At 72.3% G+C, this 18,030-nt stretch carries 16 protein-coding genes; 5 read left to right on the top strand and 11 right to left on the bottom strand.

Features of this window, described 5'->3' with window-relative positions:
• Nucleotides 1–49: 49 nt before the first annotated feature.
• From V4Y03_RS25920 to V4Y03_RS25910, 3 genes are all read right to left on the bottom strand, one after another.
• Nucleotides 50–901: an NUDIX hydrolase gene (locus V4Y03_RS25920; RefSeq protein WP_332436438.1), complete on the bottom strand. Its 852-nt coding sequence runs from the start codon at nt 899–901 to the stop codon at nt 50–52.
• Nucleotides 902–1,010: 109 nt separating this feature from the next.
• The gene (locus V4Y03_RS25915; protein ID WP_332436437.1) at nt 1,011–3,083 is read right to left on the bottom strand and encodes a glycogen debranching N-terminal domain-containing protein; all 2,073 of its coding nucleotides are present in this window, start codon (nt 3,081–3,083) and stop codon (nt 1,011–1,013) included.
• 115 nt (nt 3,084–3,198) lie between these two features.
• A complete protein-coding gene (locus tag V4Y03_RS25910; protein ID WP_332436436.1) occupies nt 3,199–4,623 on the bottom strand; it encodes a DUF4192 domain-containing protein in 1,425 nt (474 codons plus the stop codon).
• Nucleotides 4,624–4,765: 142 nt separating this feature from the next.
• On the opposite strand from V4Y03_RS25910, the gene V4Y03_RS25905 reads away from it, so the two are divergent.
• Nucleotides 4,766–6,949: a RecQ family ATP-dependent DNA helicase gene (locus V4Y03_RS25905; protein ID WP_332436435.1), complete on the top strand. Its 2,184-nt coding sequence runs from the start codon at nt 4,766–4,768 to the stop codon at nt 6,947–6,949.
• Nucleotides 6,950–7,177: 228 nt separating this feature from the next.
• Nucleotides 7,178–7,807: a hypothetical protein gene (locus V4Y03_RS25900; protein ID WP_317873558.1), complete on the top strand. Its 630-nt coding sequence runs from the start codon at nt 7,178–7,180 to the stop codon at nt 7,805–7,807.
• Between the two features lie 60 nt (nt 7,808–7,867).
• Here V4Y03_RS25900 and V4Y03_RS25895 read toward each other — a convergent pair whose 3' ends face one another.
• The 3 genes from V4Y03_RS25895 to V4Y03_RS25885 all read right to left on the bottom strand — a co-directional run bounded on the left by V4Y03_RS25895 (nt 7,868) and on the right by V4Y03_RS25885 (nt 10,051).
• Nucleotides 7,868–8,488: a hypothetical protein gene (locus tag V4Y03_RS25895; protein ID WP_332436434.1), complete on the bottom strand. Its 621-nt coding sequence runs from the start codon at nt 8,486–8,488 to the stop codon at nt 7,868–7,870.
• A 107-nt stretch (nt 8,489–8,595) separates the two neighbouring features.
• Nucleotides 8,596–9,306 (bottom strand): ribonuclease HII, encoded by a 711-nt coding sequence (locus V4Y03_RS25890; RefSeq protein WP_317873556.1) that lies wholly within the window; start codon nt 9,304–9,306, stop codon nt 8,596–8,598.
• A 127-nt stretch (nt 9,307–9,433) separates the two neighbouring features.
• Complete coding sequence (locus tag V4Y03_RS25885) at nt 9,434–10,051, bottom strand: TetR/AcrR family transcriptional regulator (RefSeq protein WP_332436433.1); 618 nt, start codon at nt 10,049–10,051, stop codon at nt 9,434–9,436.
• Between the two features lie 132 nt (nt 10,052–10,183).
• Between V4Y03_RS25885 and V4Y03_RS25880 the strand changes: the two genes are divergently transcribed.
• Nucleotides 10,184–11,737, top strand: coding sequence for an MFS transporter (locus V4Y03_RS25880; protein ID WP_332436432.1), 1,554 nt, complete (start codon nt 10,184–10,186; stop codon nt 11,735–11,737).
• Between the two features lie 119 nt (nt 11,738–11,856).
• Here V4Y03_RS25880 and V4Y03_RS25875 read toward each other — a convergent pair whose 3' ends face one another.
• The 3 genes from V4Y03_RS25875 to abc-f are packed head-to-tail and all read right to left on the bottom strand — an operon-like array spanning nt 11,857 to nt 15,081.
• Complete coding sequence (locus V4Y03_RS25875) at nt 11,857–12,765, bottom strand: ADP-ribosylglycohydrolase family protein (protein ID WP_332436431.1); 909 nt, start codon at nt 12,763–12,765, stop codon at nt 11,857–11,859.
• 12 nt (nt 12,766–12,777) lie between these two features.
• Nucleotides 12,778–13,437 carry a histidine phosphatase family protein gene (locus tag V4Y03_RS25870; RefSeq protein WP_317873552.1) on the bottom strand — a complete coding sequence of 220 codons (660 nt, stop codon included), beginning with the start codon at nt 13,435–13,437 and terminating at the stop codon, nt 12,778–12,780.
• Nucleotides 13,438–13,470: 33 nt separating this feature from the next.
• On the bottom strand, nt 13,471–15,081 hold the full coding sequence (gene abc-f, locus V4Y03_RS25865) for a ribosomal protection-like ABC-F family protein (RefSeq protein WP_443079824.1): 1,611 nt from the start codon (nt 15,079–15,081) through the stop codon (nt 13,471–13,473).
• Between the two features lie 96 nt (nt 15,082–15,177).
• On the opposite strand from abc-f, the gene V4Y03_RS25860 reads away from it, so the two are divergent.
• Nucleotides 15,178–15,807 carry a TetR/AcrR family transcriptional regulator gene (locus V4Y03_RS25860; protein WP_332436429.1) on the top strand — a complete coding sequence of 210 codons (630 nt, stop codon included), beginning with the start codon at nt 15,178–15,180 and terminating at the stop codon, nt 15,805–15,807.
• Between the two features lie 6 nt (nt 15,808–15,813).
• On the opposite strand, the gene V4Y03_RS25855 is transcribed toward V4Y03_RS25860, so the two are convergent.
• On the bottom strand, nt 15,814–16,419 hold the full coding sequence (locus tag V4Y03_RS25855) for a YdbC family protein (protein ID WP_332436428.1): 606 nt from the start codon (nt 16,417–16,419) through the stop codon (nt 15,814–15,816).
• A 52-nt stretch (nt 16,420–16,471) separates the two neighbouring features.
• On the bottom strand, nt 16,472–17,206 hold the full coding sequence (locus V4Y03_RS25850) for an arylamine N-acetyltransferase family protein (protein ID WP_332436427.1): 735 nt from the start codon (nt 17,204–17,206) through the stop codon (nt 16,472–16,474).
• A gap of 238 nt (nt 17,207–17,444) precedes the next feature.
• Between V4Y03_RS25850 and V4Y03_RS25845 the strand changes: the two genes are divergently transcribed.
• Entirely contained in the window at nt 17,445–17,975 is a 531-nt protein-coding gene (locus V4Y03_RS25845) for a TerD family protein (protein WP_317873547.1), read from the top strand.
• Nucleotides 17,976–18,030: the final 55 nt, after the last annotated feature.

Genomic DNA, 18,030 nt, shown 5'->3' with positions numbered 1-18,030 from the left:
GGCTTTCGGTGCAGGGTTGCCACCCGGGGGTGCCGGATGCGATCGCCCGTCAGACTTCGGGGCGCAGCATCGGCGGGTTGAGAAGGGTGGCCCCACCTGCCCGGAAGAGCTGGGCGGGGCGCCCGCCCTGACGGGTCGTGGTGCCACCGGCCGGAACGAGGAAGCCGGGCGTGCCGGTCACCTTCCGGTGGAAGTTGCGCGGGTCCAGGGCCACGCCCCAGACGGCCTCGTAGACGCGTCGCAGTTCTCCGACCGTGAACTCCGGCGGGCAGAAGGCAGTGGCGAGCGAGGAGTACTCGATCTTGGAGCGCGCCCGCTCCACCCCGTCGGCGAGGATCCGGGAGTGGTCGAAGGCCAGCGCGTCCGGACCTTCCCCGCCGACTCCGGCCCCGGCCCCGACTTCACCCCCGGCCTCTGATCCGATGCCGGCTCCGGTGTGGGTGCCTGCGCCGCCTCCGGCCGCCCCCGCGAGCGCGTCTGCGCCGAGCAGTTCCTCCACGGGAGCCCAGCGGGCGCTGTTCGCGTCCCCACCGGCTCTCGGCGCCGGAAGATCTGGTGCGAGGGCGAGGTGCGCGACGCTCACCACCCGCATGCGCGGGTCGCGGTCGGGCGCCCCGTACGTCGCGAGCTGTTCGAGATGCGCGCCGTTGCTCGGTACAGGAGTGGGAGCGGCCGGGTCATGGGCGCGGAGACCGGTCTCCTCGACCAGCTCGCGCGCCGCCGCCGCGCCGAGGTCCTCCTCCTCGCGCACGAAGCCCCCGGGCAGCGCCCAGCGCCCCTGGTACGGCGCTTCCCCTCTACGTACGACCAAGGTGCAGAGCGCATGGCGCCGCACGGTGAGCACGACCAGATCGACGGTGACGGCGAAGGGCGGAAAGGCCGACGGGTCGTAGGGAGGCATGCCGCGATCATAGTCGTCTTCCTGACGATAAACACGCCCCGCGGAAGCATCGGCAACCACTTCCTCACCGCGCCGCGAGGCTTCTCTCGTGTCTGCGCCCGGCATCCCGTCACACCCCCAGTTGAAGGCCCGCTGCGGCCTCCTCGACCATACCGAGACCGAGTCTGCCGACCCGCACGGCGAACGGCTCGCCCGCGACCACGAGACCCGAGAACCTGATCGCTCCCAGCGGGGCCGACCGCATCGGGTGCGTCGATACTGACCGGCCCGGCGCGTCGGGCCGGATTCCGGCGAGGGCGAGCAGGGCGTGCACCGCTCCGGCGGCCGCGACGGCCGCCGGCCTGCACGCGGCCGGGTGCGGCACGGGCCGTCCACCCGCCGTCCGCTGCTCCCCCGCGTACATCTCGGGCAGTCGATGGCCGAAGGTCTGCGCCGCGTCGAGCAACCCGGACAGGAGGGCCGCGGCCTCCTTCTCGTGGCCGGAGGCGGCGAGTCCGGCCACGGCGACCGCCGTCTCGTGCACCCGCACCGCCCCGGCCCGGTGGCCGAAGGGGTTGTAGCCCGGCTCCTTCGTGCCGAGACCGCGCAGGCCCCAGCCGGAGTCGAGGGCAGGGGTGCCCAGCAGTCTCGCCACCTGACCGGTCTCCGCCCCGTCCAGGAGGCCCTGGGCGTGCCGGCCGCCGCCGAGCAGTCCGGTGTCCAGCAGGTGTGCGGCCCAACCGCCCAGCTGGGGCCAGGTCCTGCCGTCGGGTGAGCGGGCGACGGCGGGGCGGCCCCCGGCCGGATCGCCGCGCCAGAACTCGCGGCGGAAGCACTCGCGCAGTCTCCCCGCCGATTCACGCAGCGCGTCTCCGCCGGGTCTGCCGCAGGCGTCGAGCAGGTCTGCGCCAAGGAGGGCCGCACGGTGCCCGTGCGCCTGGGTCTCGGCCCGCCAGGGTCCGGTGGGTCCCGGGTCCGGCACGAGCCCGCTTCCCCCCTCCACTCGGCGCAACCAGCCGAGGCAGCGTTCCGCCACCGGCAGGAGTTCCTCCAGGTCCGCGGACGGCAGCCCCCAGCGGCGGGCCTCGGCGAGCACCGTGGGAAAGGCAAGGGTGGACTCGATGCCCGTACAGCGGGGCGGGAGGAGCGGGCCCGCGTCCCTGAGCGGGCCGGCGATGCGTCCGGACTCGGGTCCGTCACCGGAGAGTTGGGTGCGGCCGAGGGCGCGCAGAGTGGTGGCGGCGAGCCGGGTGCCCAGAGGGAGCGCCATCCGCGCGGCCCAGAGCGCCTCCGCGGTGACCGATCCGCAGCGCCAGGGGACTCCCGCCGCGAGATGGACGTCGGCGGGGTGCCCGGGGTCGCGCTGGAGCAGGGCCCGCAGATCCTCGACGGACGTCCGCAGCAGTTCCCCAGGGCGCGGGTCATCACACTCGGCGCGGGCTTCCGCGAGCAGGTGCCCGCCGGGCCTTCCGGGGCCGGCCCCCGCGGTGGCGGGTCGGCCGGGCGAGTCACCTCGTATCCGCAGCTGGATCGTGAACGTGGCTCCGGGGGCCAGTTCCGCCTCCCAGCGCAGGACTCCGGCTGCCGCCAGGGCGTCCATGGGCGGCGGGTCCGCTGTGACGGCGACGGATCGCCCGTCGGCTCCGGTCCAGCGCAGACCGGTTCCGTGGACGGTCGCGGGCAGTTCTGGTCCGGGGCGGCCCGACGCCACAGCCCCCAGGTCCGCGAGATCCGTCCCCAGAGCGATTTCCACGGGGACCCGGAAGGGACGGACGGCGGCGCTCCGCAGGGTGATCCGCTCGGTTCCGTCGGCGCTCCGGGTGCGCTCGACGGTGATTCCGGGGTCGGGACCCGTTTCTCCTGGGACACGGAGGACTCCGAGGAAGACCGCCCGGTCCGCCGTCGCCATACGCCCCTGAAGGGCGACCGGCTCACGCCCCGCCACCCGCAGGAGGCATCTGGACAGAAGCCTTCTGCCCGCCGCGTACACGCCTTCGGGTCCCTCGCCGGTGAGCTGGCCGTGCTCGGCGCAGACGGCGAGGGCGGGCAGGGCAACGCAGAGGAGCGCGCTGTGCACCGAGGGAAGTTCCGCCGGGGGCGCCGCGCGGGGCGGCGCGGCGCCGGGGCCCGAAGGACGACCGGGCGGGAAACCGAGGAGATGACCGGTGGGGCGGCCGGGGGCCGGGGCGGGGCTGAGGGCCATGGCGGGTACGGGGTGCTCTCTGTGCGAACCGGGCGGCCGGCGGGGTGTCGGCGGGAGGGTTCGGACGACTCCGCCAGAGAGCTGAACGCGTTCGCGGGCGACCTGGTCACGGTCGTCACCGTCCGCTCCTGCTCCCGCCCGGCCCACCGGGCCTCGGGGCCCCGCTTCCCGGCCGCCCCGCGGCGGGCCCGCCGGGCCGCACTCCGGCCGTGGGCCGGCGCTCCCCGCCGGTCTGGCGGCCCGGCTTCCTGAGGGCCTGCCCGGTGCCCTGCGGGCGGTCGGTACGCATCCGGACGCGTCGGGTGGGTGACGGAGCGACCTCTTCCGGGACGGCCCGGGAGTCCCGTTCGGTCCGCAGGCAGGAGCGGAGGGATTCCGGGTCGAGTCCTTCGTTGCACGCCTGGTGGAGCAGCTGGGCGAACACGTACTCGGGGTCGGCGTCGAGGGCGAGTCCGAGGGCGACCCGGGCGGTGGGTTCGTCACCGGTGGACCAGGCGGTCCAGCCGGCCAGGGTGAGCGGGGCGGCGGCGTGCTCCTGGTAGGGGGTGACGCAGCGCCGGGCGAGTACCCGCCAGAGGCGCAGCGCGGCGGTGCCTTCCCAGCCCTCCATCCATTCGGCGGCGCGGTCCCGGGTGACGCGGTCCTGGAGGCCGAGGATCAGCGCGGCCGCCTCGTCGGTGCCGATCAGGGCGTCGTCAGCCCTGTCCCTCTCGGCCGTGCCGCCGGCGGCCTTCCCGGCGGTCACCGGTCCGGCCGGGCTCGGCGCGTCCTTCGCCCCGGTCGGACCCGTCCGGTTCTTCGGGTTGGCGAACCGACGGAGGATCTCGCGGGCGAGGCGGATCGTCGTCTCGCGGATCTCCTCCCGGCCCTTGCCTTCTGCGTCCTCCAGGATCCGGGGGACGATCGCGGCCGCGGTCTCGTCGAGTGCCGTGCGCTGCGGCTCCTCCCCGGGCCCTGGCGACGGCTTGAACCGGTTCTCCATGTCCCGGAGGGAGCCCCTCACCTGGACCCCGGCGTAGGTCGCGGCCGCCGCCATCACCGACGTGCCGCTGAGCGCGAGTGGCGTGCCGTCGGGCGGGCAGCAGCGGGAGTCGGGGCAGCAGTAGGAGAAGTAGAGGCCGTCGGAGATGCAGAGGGCCTCGTAGACGGGGATGTCGAGGGCGCCGCAGGCGGTGCGGAGTCGCTGGGCGAAGGGGCGGAGGCGCTCCATGACCCTGCTGCCCGTCTCGCCGGGTGCGGGGTCCTGGCAGAGGAAGACGACGATGCCGTCCGGTCGGGTGCCGTTCCTTGTGTCTCCCTCGACGAGACATTCGGCGAGGTGGTCGGCGGTGGACTCCCATTCGCCCGGCGAGCGGGGAATGCCGAGCCTGACCCGGCCGCCGAAGCGACCGCGCTCGCCGTGGAGGGCGACCAGGACGACGGAGTCGGTGGGGTGGAAGCCGAGCACGAACGGAAGGGCGTCGGCGAGTTCCGCCGGGCCGCGCAGGGTGATCTGCTGGGTACGGGAAGGTCCGCTGGTTTCGTGGTGATTCGCGTTCATGGTCAGGACGGTCTCGTGATCTCCCGAATTCCGAAACCCCTGTGGATAACTCCCGGAACGAGGCATCCGTCCGACCGTCGAGTTGTCCACAGGTTCGGTGCCTCGTTCGCGCGATGTCCGAGGCATCGGGTTGCATGGAGGCATGACCCACGCAGATCCGCTCGAAGACCGTGCCGCGCTCCGGACCGCCGCCGACGCCGTGCTTGCCCGTCTCGTCTCCGACCCGACGGGCAGGGCGAGACTGCGCGAGGACCAGTGGCGGGCCATCGAGGCTCTGGTCGCCGACCATCGCCGGGCCCTGGTGGTGCAGCGGACCGGCTGGGGCAAGTCGGCGGTCTACTTCGTCGCGACCTCGCTGCTCCGCGAGCGTGGCAGCGGCCCGACCGTGATCGTCTCCCCGCTGCTCGCCCTCATGCGCAACCAGGTGGAGGCGGCGGCCCGGGCGGGCATCCGCGCCCGGACGATCAACTCGTCGAACACGGAGGAGTGGGACACGGTCCAGGAGGAGGTGTCCGCCGGCGAGGTGGACGTGCTGCTGGTGAGCCCGGAGCGGCTCAACAATCCCGACTTCCGCGACCAGGTGCTTCCGCGCCTCGCCGCCGCGACCGGTCTGCTGGTGGTCGACGAGGCGCACTGCATCTCGGACTGGGGGCACGACTTCCGGCCCGACTACCGCAGGTTGCGCACGATGTTGGCCGATCTGCCGTCCGGAGTTCCGGTGCTGGCGACGACGGCGACGGCGAACGCGCGGGTGACGGCCGATGTGGCCGAACAGCTCGGTACGGGGGCGGGCACGGACGCGCTCGTGCTGCGGGGAGCGCTGGACCGGGAGAGCCTGAGTCTGGGCGTGGTCAGGCTGCCGGACGCCGCCCACCGTCTGGCCTGGCTGGCCGATCACCTCGGCGAGCTGCCGGGTTCCGGCATCATCTACACGCTCACGGTCGCCGCGGCGGACGAGGTCACGGCCTATCTGCGCCAGTGCGGGCACACGGTGTCCTCGTACACGGGCCGGACGGAGAACGCCGATCGGCAGCAGGCGGAGGACGACCTGCAGGCCAACCGGGTCAAGGCCCTCGTGGCGACCTCCGCTCTCGGCATGGGCTTCGACAAGCCGGACCTGGGCTTCGTGGTGCATCTCGGATCGCCGTCGTCCCCGATCGCCTACTACCAGCAGGTCGGCCGGGCCGGACGCGGGGTCGAGCACGCCGAGGTGCTGCTCCTGCCCGGTCAGGAGGACGAGGCGATCTGGCGGTACTTCGCCTCGGTCGCCTTCCCGCCGGAGGAGCAGGTGCGCCGCACCATCGACGTGCTCGCGCAGGCCGGGCGACCGTTGTCCCTGCCCGCCCTGGAGCCCTTGGTGGAGCTGCGCAGGACACGGCTGGAGACGATGCTCAAGGTCCTGGACGTGGACGGCGCTGTGCGACGGGTGAAGGGAGGCTGGGAGAGCACCGGCCGGCCCTGGGCGTACGACACCGAGCGGTACGCCTGGGTGGCGCGGCAGCGGGCCGCCGAGCAGCAGGCGATGCGCGACTACGCGGCGGCGACGGGCTGCCGGATGGAATTCCTGCGGCGCCAGCTGGACGACGAGGAGGCCGCTCCGTGCGGTCGCTGTGACAACTGCGCGGGCAGCCGATTCGATCCGAAGGTGTCCGACGCCGCGCTCGACGCCGCGAAGGGCGAGCTGGGCCGGCCGGGTGTGGAGGTCGAGCCCCGGAAGATGTGGCCGACGGGGCTGGCCGCGGTCGGGGTCGATCTGAAGGGCCGTATCCCGGTCGGTGAGCAGGCGTTCGGCGGACGGGCGCTGGGGCGGCTCTCGGACATCGGCTGGGGCAACCGGCTGCGTCCGCTGCTTTCCGACGGCGCGGCGGACGGGCGCGTTCCGGACGATGTCGTGCAGGCGGTCGTGGCAGTGCTCGCCGACTGGGCCAAGGGGCCCGGCGGCTGGGCCTCCGGGGCGCCGGACGCGCCGGCCAGACCCGCCGGTGTGGTCACGGTCGCCTCGCGTCGCAGGCCGCGGCTGGTGGGTTCGCTCGGGGAGCGGATCTCCGAGATCGGCCGGATGCCCCTGCTCGGCGCGGTGGAGTACGCGCCCGAGGCGGAGGAGGTGCGGCTGTCCCGGACCAACAGCGCCCAGCGGGTGATGGGGCTGCAGCGCTCACTGACGGTCTCCGCCGAGCTGGCCGGGCGGTTGACCGAGGCCGGGGGGCCGGTGCTTCTCGTCGACGACCTGTCCGACAGCGGCTGGACCCTGGCGGTGGCCGCACGGCTGCTGCGCCGGGCCGGAGCGGAAGGGGTGTTTCCGCTGGTGCTCGCCGTCCAAGGGTGAAACAGGAGGGGAAACGGGGAGTGAACAATGGGCAACTGGGCAGGGATATGAGAGGCATACCCACGCATTCCCGTCAGCGACCTCAATTGCTCGTTGCCGCCCACGCACGGGCCAGCAAGAATTGGGAAACCGCCCCGTACGGCCCGCCAGCGGTCCGGAAGGACTGTGCCGTGGTGCGCGCTCACCCGACCTTGCCCGCTTCGCGGGCGCGTATCCGAAGGGAGGACCGTGACCCTCGGATTCGCTCCGCCCACAGCCACCTCGCTCAGATCTTCGTCCGAGTCCGCCAGCCGCCTCGCTCGGATGCTCGAACCGGCCGAATGGGCCGCTGCGGGGGTTCCCCTGCTGCGCAATCCGCGTGAGGTCGTCAGCGGCCTCCACTCACGTCACACGCCCACGCCTTCCATGGCGGTCCTCGCGGTCCTCGACCACGAGGAACGACTGACCGCCAGCGCCTCGTTCGTCCGTCGCCCCGCGCCGGCGGACGGCTGGGAGTTCCGCAACGCGCTGCTCGCGCATCTGCGGCGGGTCATACCGCACGACCTCCGCAGACGGGCGCCGGTCAGGACTGCGGTCCTGCTGTACTGCCGTGAGGGGGACGAGCGTTGGACCGAGGAGGACGGAGCCTGGATGTGGGGGCTCCGGGATGCCTGCACTCTGCACGGACTCCGCTGCGGGGCGTACATCACGCTGACCCGAGGGGGCTGGCAGGTGCTCGGAGAGGGCCGAGGTGGCCGGCGTCCGAGCTCCGACTCACTTCCCCTGCCCCTCGGTGACGGGCCCGCGGAGCTCGGTCGGCTCACACCGCGAACCGCGAGCGGCGCGGCCGAGCCGCTGCGCCGGGCCGCCGCACGCTGATCGCGTGGGGCGACGTCGGCCCCCGCCGGACCCGGTCCGGTCCGGCGGAGGGGCGGTCGGTCAGACGCCCGCGCCTGCTCCGAGGAGCGTCGTGACGCGCTGCGGGTCACCGCAGACGACGAGGAGTGCACCCGCGAGGGCCCTCGCCGACGGCAGGGCCTTGGCGGCCGTCTCGTCGTCGCCGCCGTTGAGGGCGACGATCACCACGGGCCGGGCGGCGGCCCGCTCCAGCGCGGTGGCGTGCGCGAAGAACACGTCGTCGCCGGTCTCCTGCTGGGCCCAGTAGGCGGCCTCGCCGAAGGACAGCTCGTGCGTGGTCCAGGGGTGCGGGTCGCCGGTGGTGAGGACCAGGACCTCGCCGGGTGCCCGGCCGCTCTCCAGGAGCAGGTCCAGGGCCTCTTCGGCGGCATCGAGCGCACCGTCGACCGGGGCCGGGATCAGCTGGAGCTGCGGCGTGGACCGCTGGTCGGAACGATTTTCTGGGGTGCTCTCCGGAGTGGGCCCGGCACCGGGATGCGGGCTCTGAGCCGGCGCTGCGGGCCTGGCCGGACCGGGAACGGGGCGTCCGGGACGGGGAGAGGCCGCGGAACGCGGGCCGGGTACGGGACGGGGGGTCGACGCGGTGGCGCGGGGACCCTGGGCGCTCTCGTGAATCTGAGGCTCCTCGGGGATGAGAGGCATGGGTGGGTGTCTATCAAACGCCGCTGCGCGGAGCACCGGCGGGTGGGCACACATGTGCGCCCCGGTCGCGTGGCGGGCCATTCGGTCAGGCCCCGGCGACCGGAAGTTCAAAAGTCGAAGCCGAGTTGGCCCCCGCTCTCCAGCGCGGCCGCCTCCGCGGAGAGGCGGACCTTTTTGAGGTGGCTCCACCTGGGCATCGCGTCCAGGTACGACCAGGAGAGACGGTGGTGAGGGGTGGGCCCCAGCTCTTCCAGCGCCGCTTTGTGGACCGGCGAAGGGTAGCCCGCGTTGGCACCGAACGCGTACGCCGCGTACCCCCCGGACTCGGCCCCGAGCTCCGCCATGACCGCGTCCCTGCGGACCTTCGCGATGACGGAGGCGGCGGCCACGGCGATGCAGGACTGGTCGCCCTTGATCACCGTACGGACCTGCCAGGGGCTGCCGAGGTAGTCGTGCTTGCCGTCGAGGATCACGGCGTCGGGCCGTACGGGGAGGCCTTCGAGAGCCCGGACGGCCGCGAGCCTCAGGGCCGCGGTCATGCCGAGCTCGTCGATCTCCTGGGGAGAGGCGTCGCCGAGCGCGTAGGCCGTGACCCAGCGCTCCAGCTCCACGGCGAGCGCGGTACGGCGCTTGGGGGTGATCAGCTTGGAGTCGGTGAGGCCTTCGGGGGGCCTGCGGAGACCGGTGACGGCCGCGCACACGGTGACCGGGCCGGCCCACGCCCCGCGTCCGACCTCGTCGACTCCGGCGACGATCCTGGCGCCGGTGGTGGCTCGGAGCGATCGCTCGACGGTGTGGGTGGGTGCTTCGTACGGCATGGCGCCTGACAGGTTACGCCGCTCGGCACGGGGTGCGGTACCCGGTTTCCCCTCGGGCGCCCGTGGGGCCTTCGCGGCGCGGTCGCCGAGGGTACGGCGACCGCGTCTCGGGGCGGTCCCGCCGGGGTCAGGCGCGCAGCAGCGGCACCATGATCCGGTCGATCAGATCGGCGATCTCACCGTCCGACCATTCGCTTGCGCACACTTTCGATCGGTACATCATCATGGCGGGGATGACATCGAGGACCAGGTCGTCATTGGCGTCGGCCCGCACCTCACCCCTTGCCACCCCTTGCTTTACAACATCCCTGAAGAGGCGGGCGGAGGGCTCGGTCACCCCGGTGACGATCAGCTCATGGAACCGCTCAGCGGATTCTGCATCGCATTCGTGAAGTACGGCGCGAAGCGCGAAGCCGGGCTTGGAGTACATGACGTCACGGACCCGGCGGCACAGTTCGTACAGGTCCTCGCGCACGCTGCCGAGGTCCGGCGCCTTCCCCAGCGCCGGCAGTCCGGCCCGGAGGGCGTCCGCGACGAGGTCTTCCTTGGACGGCCAGCGACGGTACACCGCGGCTTTACCCGTCTGCGCGCCGACCGCGACACCCTCCATGGTCAGACCGTTCCATCCGACGCTGCTCAGCTGTTCCAGCGCGGCCTCCAGGATGGCCCGCTCGAGTACGGGTCCGCGGCGTCGCAGCGACACCCCCGCCGGCCGGGCGGCGGCCGCGGAGTGCGAAGTAACCATCAGGATCTCTCCGTTGAGGCGAATCGTGTCGTCGGCGGTGCACAGTGAACGGTTGCGTTCACTGTGGGGGACTCACTACCGTGATGGACAGTGAACGGGTGCGTTCACTAATTCTTCCGTGGGGGATCCATAGTGACAACTTCTCCGGTGGACACACAGACCAAGGACGGGCCAGCGCGCGCCGGAGGCCGACCGGGTATCGCCCTGGCCGTCATCGCCACCTGCCAGCTGATGGTCGTTCTCGACGCCACCATCGTGAACATCGCGCTGCCGCACATCCAGGACGCGCTCTCCTTCTCCACCACCGACCTGTCGTGGGTGCTCAGCGCCTACACGCTCACCTTCGGTGGCCTGCTGCTCCTCGGCGGACGTGCGGGGGACATCCTGGGCCGCCGCCGGGTGTTCATGACCGGCATCCTGCTCTTCACCTTCGCCTCGCTCCTCGGAGGCTTCGCCCAGGAGCCCTGGCAGTTGCTCGCGGCGCGGGCCCTCCAGGGGGTGGGCGGCGCCATCGCCTCGCCCACCTCGCTCGCGCTGATCACGACGACGTTCCCCGAAGGACCCGAGCGCAACCGGGCATTCGGTGTGTTCGCCGCCGTATCCGCCGGTGGCGGCGCGGTCGGTCTGCTCGCCGGCGGCATGCTCACGGAGTGGCTCGACTGGCGTTGGGTCTTCTTCGTCAACGTTCCGATCGGCCTGCTGATCGCGTTCCTCACCCCGCGCTACATCACGGAGTCCCAGCGCCACCCGGGCCGGTTCGACATCGTGGGCGCCGCCACCTCGACGCTCGGCATGGCCGCCCTGGTCTACGGGTTCATCCGGGCGTCCGAGAGCGGCTGGAAGGACGAGCTGACCATCGGCTCCTTCGTCGCGGCGGCCCTCCTTCTCGTGGCGTTCGCGCTCGTGGAGTCGCGTGCCAAGGAACCGATCACGCCGCTCCGGATGTTCGCCGACCGCAACCGCTCGGGCACGTACGTGATCATGCTCAGCCTGGCGGCCGCCATGTTCGGCATGTTCTTCTTCATCGTGCTCTGGGTTCAGGGCGTCCTGGGGTACACACCGATCCGCTCCGGGCTCGCGTTCCTGCCCGTCACGCTGGCGATCGGCTCCGGCGCGGCACTCGCGCAAAAGATGCTGCCGGTCCTGGGGCCCAAGCCGTTCATGGTGAGCGGTGCGGCGATCACCGGCACCGGCCTGTTCTGGCTGTCGTTCATCTCGTCAGACAGCTCCTATGCGGGCGGCGTCCTCGGCCCGATGGTCCTGTTCGGCTTCGGCATGGGCCTCAATTTCGTGACGCTCACGCTCACGGCCGTCTCCGGTGTGGCCCAGCACGAGGCGGGCGCCGCGTCGGGCCTGCTCAACGCCACGCAGCAGGTGGGCGGTTCGCTCGGCCTGTCCATCCTGGTCACGGTCTTCGGTACCGCCAGCCGCGAGGAGGGTGAGAAGCAGCTGCCGGACTTCCTGGCGAACTCCACGCCCGAGCAGCAGGCCGAGGCCCTGAAGACCAAGGAACTGCCCGCGCCCTGGAGCCACGAGGTTCTCACCTCCGGCATCTCCTCGGCCTTCACGGCCGGCGTCGCGATGGTAGTGATCGCGCTGCTCACTGCCGCCCTGGTGATCCGGGTCCGCAAGAGCGACCTGGAAGCACTCAGCGGTCGCGCCGAGGCCGGCGGACCGGTGGCCTGAGGACGAAGGGTCCGAGGGCCGGCCGTCCGTCCCGGACCCGGTGGCCCGAGAGCGGGTCGCCCGAGAGGGCGTCGACGGCCCCCGAACCCCTCACCGGGTCCGGGGGCCGCCGCGCCGCCTCAGGCCACCTCGACCGGAACCCACTCGGGAAGGTCCTCGGTCTGCCGCAGCCAGTCCGCCGGCGGCGCGCCGTTCGTCGCGGAGGCCACGACGCCCCCGGCAATGGCACAGGTCGTGTCGACGTCACCGCCGACCTGCGCGGTCGTCCAGAACACCCGCTCGTAGTCGCCGAGGCCACGCGCCGCCGACCAGAGCGCGAAGGGCACCGTGTCGTGTGCGCTGGTCCGGCGGCCACTGCCGAGGACCGCGGCGACCGTGCCCGCGTCGCCGTAGTCGAGCATGTCGCGCGCCCGGCGCAGCCCCGCCCCCACCGCACTGCGGGGCACGAGGGCGATGACCCCGTCGAGCAGCGCCTCGGGCGTGGGCGGTCCTGCGAGGTCGGCGGCCAGAGCCGCGGCGGCTGCCACCGCCATCGCGCCGACCACGGCCTCGCGGTGCTGGTGGGTCGTGTACGCGGAGATCTCGGCCTGGTGCGTCGCCTGCTCCGGGTCGTCCGCGTACCAGGCTCCGAGCGGGGCGATCCGCATGGCGGCGCCGTTGCCCCAGGAACCCTGGCCCTGGAAGAGCGCGGCGGCCAGCTCCCGCCAGTCGCCGCCTTCCCGGATGAGCCGGAGCATGCGGTTGACCGCGGGGCCGTAGCCCCGGTCGAAGTCGTGGTGCCGGGCGAAGGACATGGCCAGGGCGTCCTGGTCGATCCGGTGGTGGGCGGCGAGGACCGCGAGGACGGAGCAGGCCATCTCGGTGTCGTCGGTCCACTGCCAGGGGCCGTCGGGCAGCTCGCGCCGCTTCAGCAGGGGATAGTGGGCGGGGACGAAGAACTGGGAGCCCAGGGCGTCTCCCACGGACAGCCCGCGCAGGCTGGCCAGGGCGCGGTCGAAGCGCCGGTCGAATGCGGAGTCAGCGGTCATCGGTCTGCCACTCTATCCGGTGGGGCCGTACGGTTCCGGGGTACGCCAGCGTTCGAACGGCCTGTCCAGGCGGTATCGCCCGTCCTCACCGAGCAGGAGGACGCGGGTCTCGGCGTTGCCGGGGTTCGAGAGCGACTCGAAGTCCGCGACCGTCCAGTGGAACCAGCGCATGCAGAACAGGCGCATGGTCAGCCCATGGGTGACGAGCAGGACGTTGGGCGGATGGTCGGGCGCCTCGAAACTGCGGTACAGGCTCTCCAGGAACGCCCCGACCCGGTCGTAGACGTCCGCCCCGGACTCGCCCTGGGCGAAGCGATAGAAGAAGTGCCCGTAGGCGTCCCGATAGGCCTTCTGCAGGCGCACGTCCTCCCGCTCCTGCCAGTTGCCCCAGTCCTGCTCCCGCAGTCGCGGTTCCTCGCGTACGCGCACCTGATCGGCGGGCAACCGGAAGGCCCGGAGCGTCTCGTGGGTGCGACGGTACGGCGAGACGTAGACGCTGACCGTCTCGTCCCCGAAGAGTTCGCGCAGCCGCTCCCCCGTCTCCTCCGCCTGCTCCCAGCCGGTCCCGGTGAGCCGCAGCGCGTGGTCGGGCTCCCGTTCGTACACCGTGTCATCGACATTGCCCTCGGACTCTCCGTGCCGTACGAGGACGATGCGCCGCGGTCGTGCCATACCCAGACCCTAGATCGCCGGTCCCGGGCAGGCTCAGCCGAGGAGGCGTCCGGAGTCCATCCGGCGTATCCGCCCGGTGAAGCGGCGGCGCAGGGCACGGTCGTGCGAGACGACCACGAGGGCCCCCTTCCACTGTTCCAGGGCCTCTTCCAGTTCCTCAACGAGCCCCGGCGCCAGGTGGTTGCCCGGCTCGTCGAGCAGCAGGAGATCGGCGGGCCTGGCCAGGATCCGGGCGAGTGCCAGCCGACGGAACTGGCCTGCGGAGAGCCCGCCGACCGGCACGCTCAGGTCGGCCGGCCGGAACAGTCCGTATGAGAGGAGCAGTTCGGCCTGCTCGTCCTCGGGTATGCCGAGCCCCCGCCCGAACGAGGCGAGCAGCCGTTCCTCCGGGCGTCGTACGGTCGTGTCCTGGGCCAGGTACCCGATGCGTCCGGTCCGCCGGACGTCTCCCGCGTCGGGGCGGACGGCCCCGGCGATGACCTTGAGCAGCGTGGACTTCCCTGCGCCGTTGCCTCCGTGGACGAGCAGCCGCTCCCCCGCTCCGACGGTGAGCGTCTCAACGGCGAGTCGGTCGGCGACCCGCACCCCGGCGAGGGTGACGAGCGCCCCCTCGGCGGCGCCGGCGAGGGGCCTGGCGGTGAAGGAGAGGGGTGGCGGCGGCTGGGGAACGGGCTTCTCCCGGAGTCTCCTCAACCGCTCCCCGGCATTGCGGACGCGCCCGGAGACAGAGGCCTGGACGCGCCCGGCGGCCCGGTCGAAGGCCATCTTGTTGTTGTCCTTCATCTCCCTTCCGGGTGCGACACCGCGGGCCATGGTCGCCGCGTACGTCTCCAGGCGCTCCGCCTCCGCGCACCACTCCTCGTACGCCTCGTCCCATCGCCGCCGGGCGGCTTCCCGCGCCGCGCGGTAGCCGGTATACCCGTCGCCGTACCGGACGAGGGCCCGGCGGTCACCGTCCACCTCGACGATCGCGGTGGCGATCCGCTCCAGGAAGGTCCGGTCGTGCGAGACGGCCACCACGGTGCCTCGGTGCGCCAGGAGCGCCCCCTCCAGCCAGTCGAGCGCGGACCCGTCGAGGTGGTTGGTCGGTTCGTCGAGGAGAAGCACCTCGGGGCCCGCCGCTATCGCGCAGGCGATGCCGAGTCGGGCCTGCTCGCCGCCCGAGAGGCTGCCGAGCCGGCGCTCCCGGCCCGCCCTGGCGAGGCCGAGTCCGTACAGCGCTTTGTCGACTCGGGCATCCGCCTCGTACCCGCCCCGCGACTCGTAGGCGGTGAGGAGTTCGCCGTAGGCGGCGAGTTCAGCCTCGCTCGCCCGGTCGAGTCCCGCTTCGAGTGCGCGCAGCCGCCGCTCCATGGAGCGGATGTCGGTGAGCGCGATGTCGACGGCGTCGCCGACGGTGGCCTCGGGCGGCAGCTCCGGGGTCTGCGCGAGCATCCGCACTCCGCCTTCGGCGAGTGCGACGACTCTGCCCTCGTCGGGCTGCTCCGCCCCGGCGAGGAGGCGCAGCAGGGTCGACTTGCCCGCGCCGTTCTCCCCCACGATCCCGATCCGCTCTCCGGGGCGCACGGAGAGCGAGACCTGGTCGAGGAGAAGTCGGTCGCCGCGGGTCACGACGACGTCGTGCAGGGAGATCTGAGTCGGCAAGGGCGCCTCCATGAAGAGAGAAAGGGTTAAACGCAACCTGGATCGCATTAACGCGAGTGTGGCACACTCGATCACCTAACGCAACAGGAGTAGCAGTTGAATGACTCGTCCGAGAATCTCCCCGCCCCGGCCCCCGGCAGCACCCGCCCCGGCGGGCGGACCGCTCGCACCCGGGCCGCCGTGTGCGACGCCGTCCTGACCGGCCTGTCGGAGCACGGCTACCCCGCACTCACCGTGGAATACGTGGCGGAACATTCCGGGGTCCACAAGACGACGCTCTACCGCCGCTGGGGCAGCGTCGAAGGACTTCTCGCCGACGCGCTCGACCTGGCCGGCGAGGACACCTGGACGCCACCGGACACCGGCAGCCTCGCGGGGGATCTGCGCGCCCTCGCGCGCGAGGTCGTCGACGCGTTCGGCGATCCCGCCCGGGCCGCCGCACCGACCGCGTTCGTCGGCGCCGCGTTCCAGTCGCCACGGGCCGCCGAGGCCCTCCGCGCCTTCTACACCGAGCGTTTCCGTCGCTGCGAGAGCGTCGTCAGCCGCGCCGTGGACCGCGGCGAGGCGCCTCGGGGCACCGACCCGGGCGCGGTCGTCCGGGCCGTCTCGGCACCCTTGTTCCTACGGCTGTTCGTCACCCGCGAGCCGATCGACGGCGCGCTCGCGGACCAGTCGGCGCGGGCGGCGTGCGCGGGGATCGACGCGGGCGCCTACATCCCCGCGTAGGAGGGCTCAGACGGTCCAGCCCGATTCGAGCTGCACCACGTCGCCGGCGAGCGCCGCGACGTCCGCCGCGGTACGGGCCCGCAGGCCGAGCCGCTCGATGCGCTCCACCCGGTACTTTCCGTGTTCCGCCGCGGACTTCCACATCGACAGCACCAGGAACTCGCTGCCGGGCGCCTCTCCGAACAGGCCCCGCAGCATGCCCGGGGACCCGGCCATCGCCGGGTTCCACACCTTCTCCTGCATGAGCGCGAAGTGCTCGGCACGGTCCTCGTGGACACGACAGTGCGCCACCCGTGCCACGTCGGCGTCGGTGAACCGCGGCTCGAACCCCGTCTTCACGTCGAAGCGGTGGTCGAACAGCTTGACCTGGGCGTCCTTGAACGTGCCCGCCTGCGTTGCCGCGAGCCGGTCGTGCGAGCGCGCCATGAACGAGTCGTAGAACGCCCGGCTCTCCCAGAACGCGAAGATATGGGCGACGTCCGGACGAGCCCGGCTCCACCCGCCGCCCTGGCCCCGGAATCCCGGCTCACCGAGCAGCCCCGCCCATTTCCGCTGCCCCCGCTCGAACCCTCGACGGTCCGTCACGGTGCAGCGAATCCACTTGACCAGCACCGCGCCATCGTACGGGGCGGACGACCGCCCCGGCAGACCCCGTGAGCCCCCGTCAGGCGTCCGCCGGATACAGTCGCTCCAGCCCCGCGCGCTCCGCTTCGTCCAGTTCAATCCCGAAATCGGCCGCCAGGACGGCGGTCAACTCACCTGCTTTCACGACCCGTTCCTCGGTGGTGCCGTCGTCCCGAACGATCGAGAGGGTCTCGCGCACCAGTGCCCTGCGGGCGTCGGCCCCTGGCTTCTGGGCCACGACCTGGCCGAGGAAGCGCGACCGCGGATGGCTGGAGCTGTAGTGGTTCATGACGGTGAAGTCGCCCGGGTAGAGGCTCTGTGGGGCGAACGCGTACAGATCGATCCACCCCTCCGCCCGTAGGGAACGCAGTACATGAACGCCCTCGCCCTCGACACCGATCCCGAAGGTCCAGCCGCTCTGCTCGACACGGACGCCGTCCCGCAGGGGTACCGGTTCCAGCGGCCCCTGCCAGCCGAACCCGACGTCGGCGAGCCACTGTTCGCCCTCGATCGTGACGACGAGCAGCGCGTGCGTGACGGGCGGCAGCGACGTGCCCCGCGACCGGTTGCGGGCCCCTCGCGCGGACACCGTGAACCCGATCCGTTCGAGGGCGGCCGCGAACAGGGAGTTCTGCTCGTAGCAGTAGCCGCCCCGTCGGCGCTCGACGAGTTTGGCCTGGAGACTCTTCAGGTCCAGGGGAACCGGCCGTCCGAGGGCCACGTCGAGGTTCTCGAACGGAACGGCTCCGACGTGCGCCCGGTGAAGGTCCGTCAACGTCCGGAGATCAGGGGTGAGTTCTCCGTCACGTCCGGGCTCGTATCCGATTCGAGCCAGATATGCGTCGAGATCCAGCTCGTCACCGCTCCACACGCGATTCTCCCCCTCAACCCCCGGGTCCACTGTCGGAGCCCCATGACACCATGAGTGATCAGCCCAGGACCACGGGCTTTCGAGCGGGTCGACGGTACGACGCGAGGCGTGCGCGGGGGCGTACGCGGAGAGGGGAAGCACCATGAGCGGACTCAGCAAAGGGGTCGGACGGGTCGAGGTGGCGCTCAAGTGGGACCCCGCGCCGGCCGGGGCACCCGCCCACGACCTGGACCTCGTCGCCGGCGTCTTCACGGCGGACGACCCGACCGGAGCACCGGACCAGCTGGTGCACTTCGGCAGTCGCTCCCCCGACGGCACCATCACGCTCCACCGGGACAGCCGTACGGGGCAGGGATTCGGCTACGACGAGGCTATGACCCTCGAACTGGACCGGCTGGCACCGCGCTACGCGCGCGTGGTGGTGGGCGTCGCCATACAACAGGGCGGCGGGCGGCGGGCCTTCGGCGACATTGCGAACACGGGCATACGGATCCGCGAGGGCTACGACGACCTGCTGGTCCACGACTTCGCGGACGTCCCTGACGCGCTGTCGGCGACGGTCGTCGAGTTCGTACGCCACGACGCCGACGGGTGGACGTACCACCCTCTCAGTCACGGCTTCGACGCGGACCCTCAAGCCTTCGCCGCACTGCTCGGCTCCGTACGCCCCTGACGCTCCCGGAGACGTCCTGACGCGTCGTGACGTCTCCGGAAACGACGTAGGGGAC

It is taken from the genome of Streptomyces sp. P9-A4 (genome assembly GCF_036634195.1).
Taxonomy (GTDB): domain Bacteria; phylum Actinomycetota; class Actinomycetes; order Streptomycetales; family Streptomycetaceae; genus Streptomyces.
This window is presented reverse-complemented; position numbering and strand designations above follow the sequence as displayed.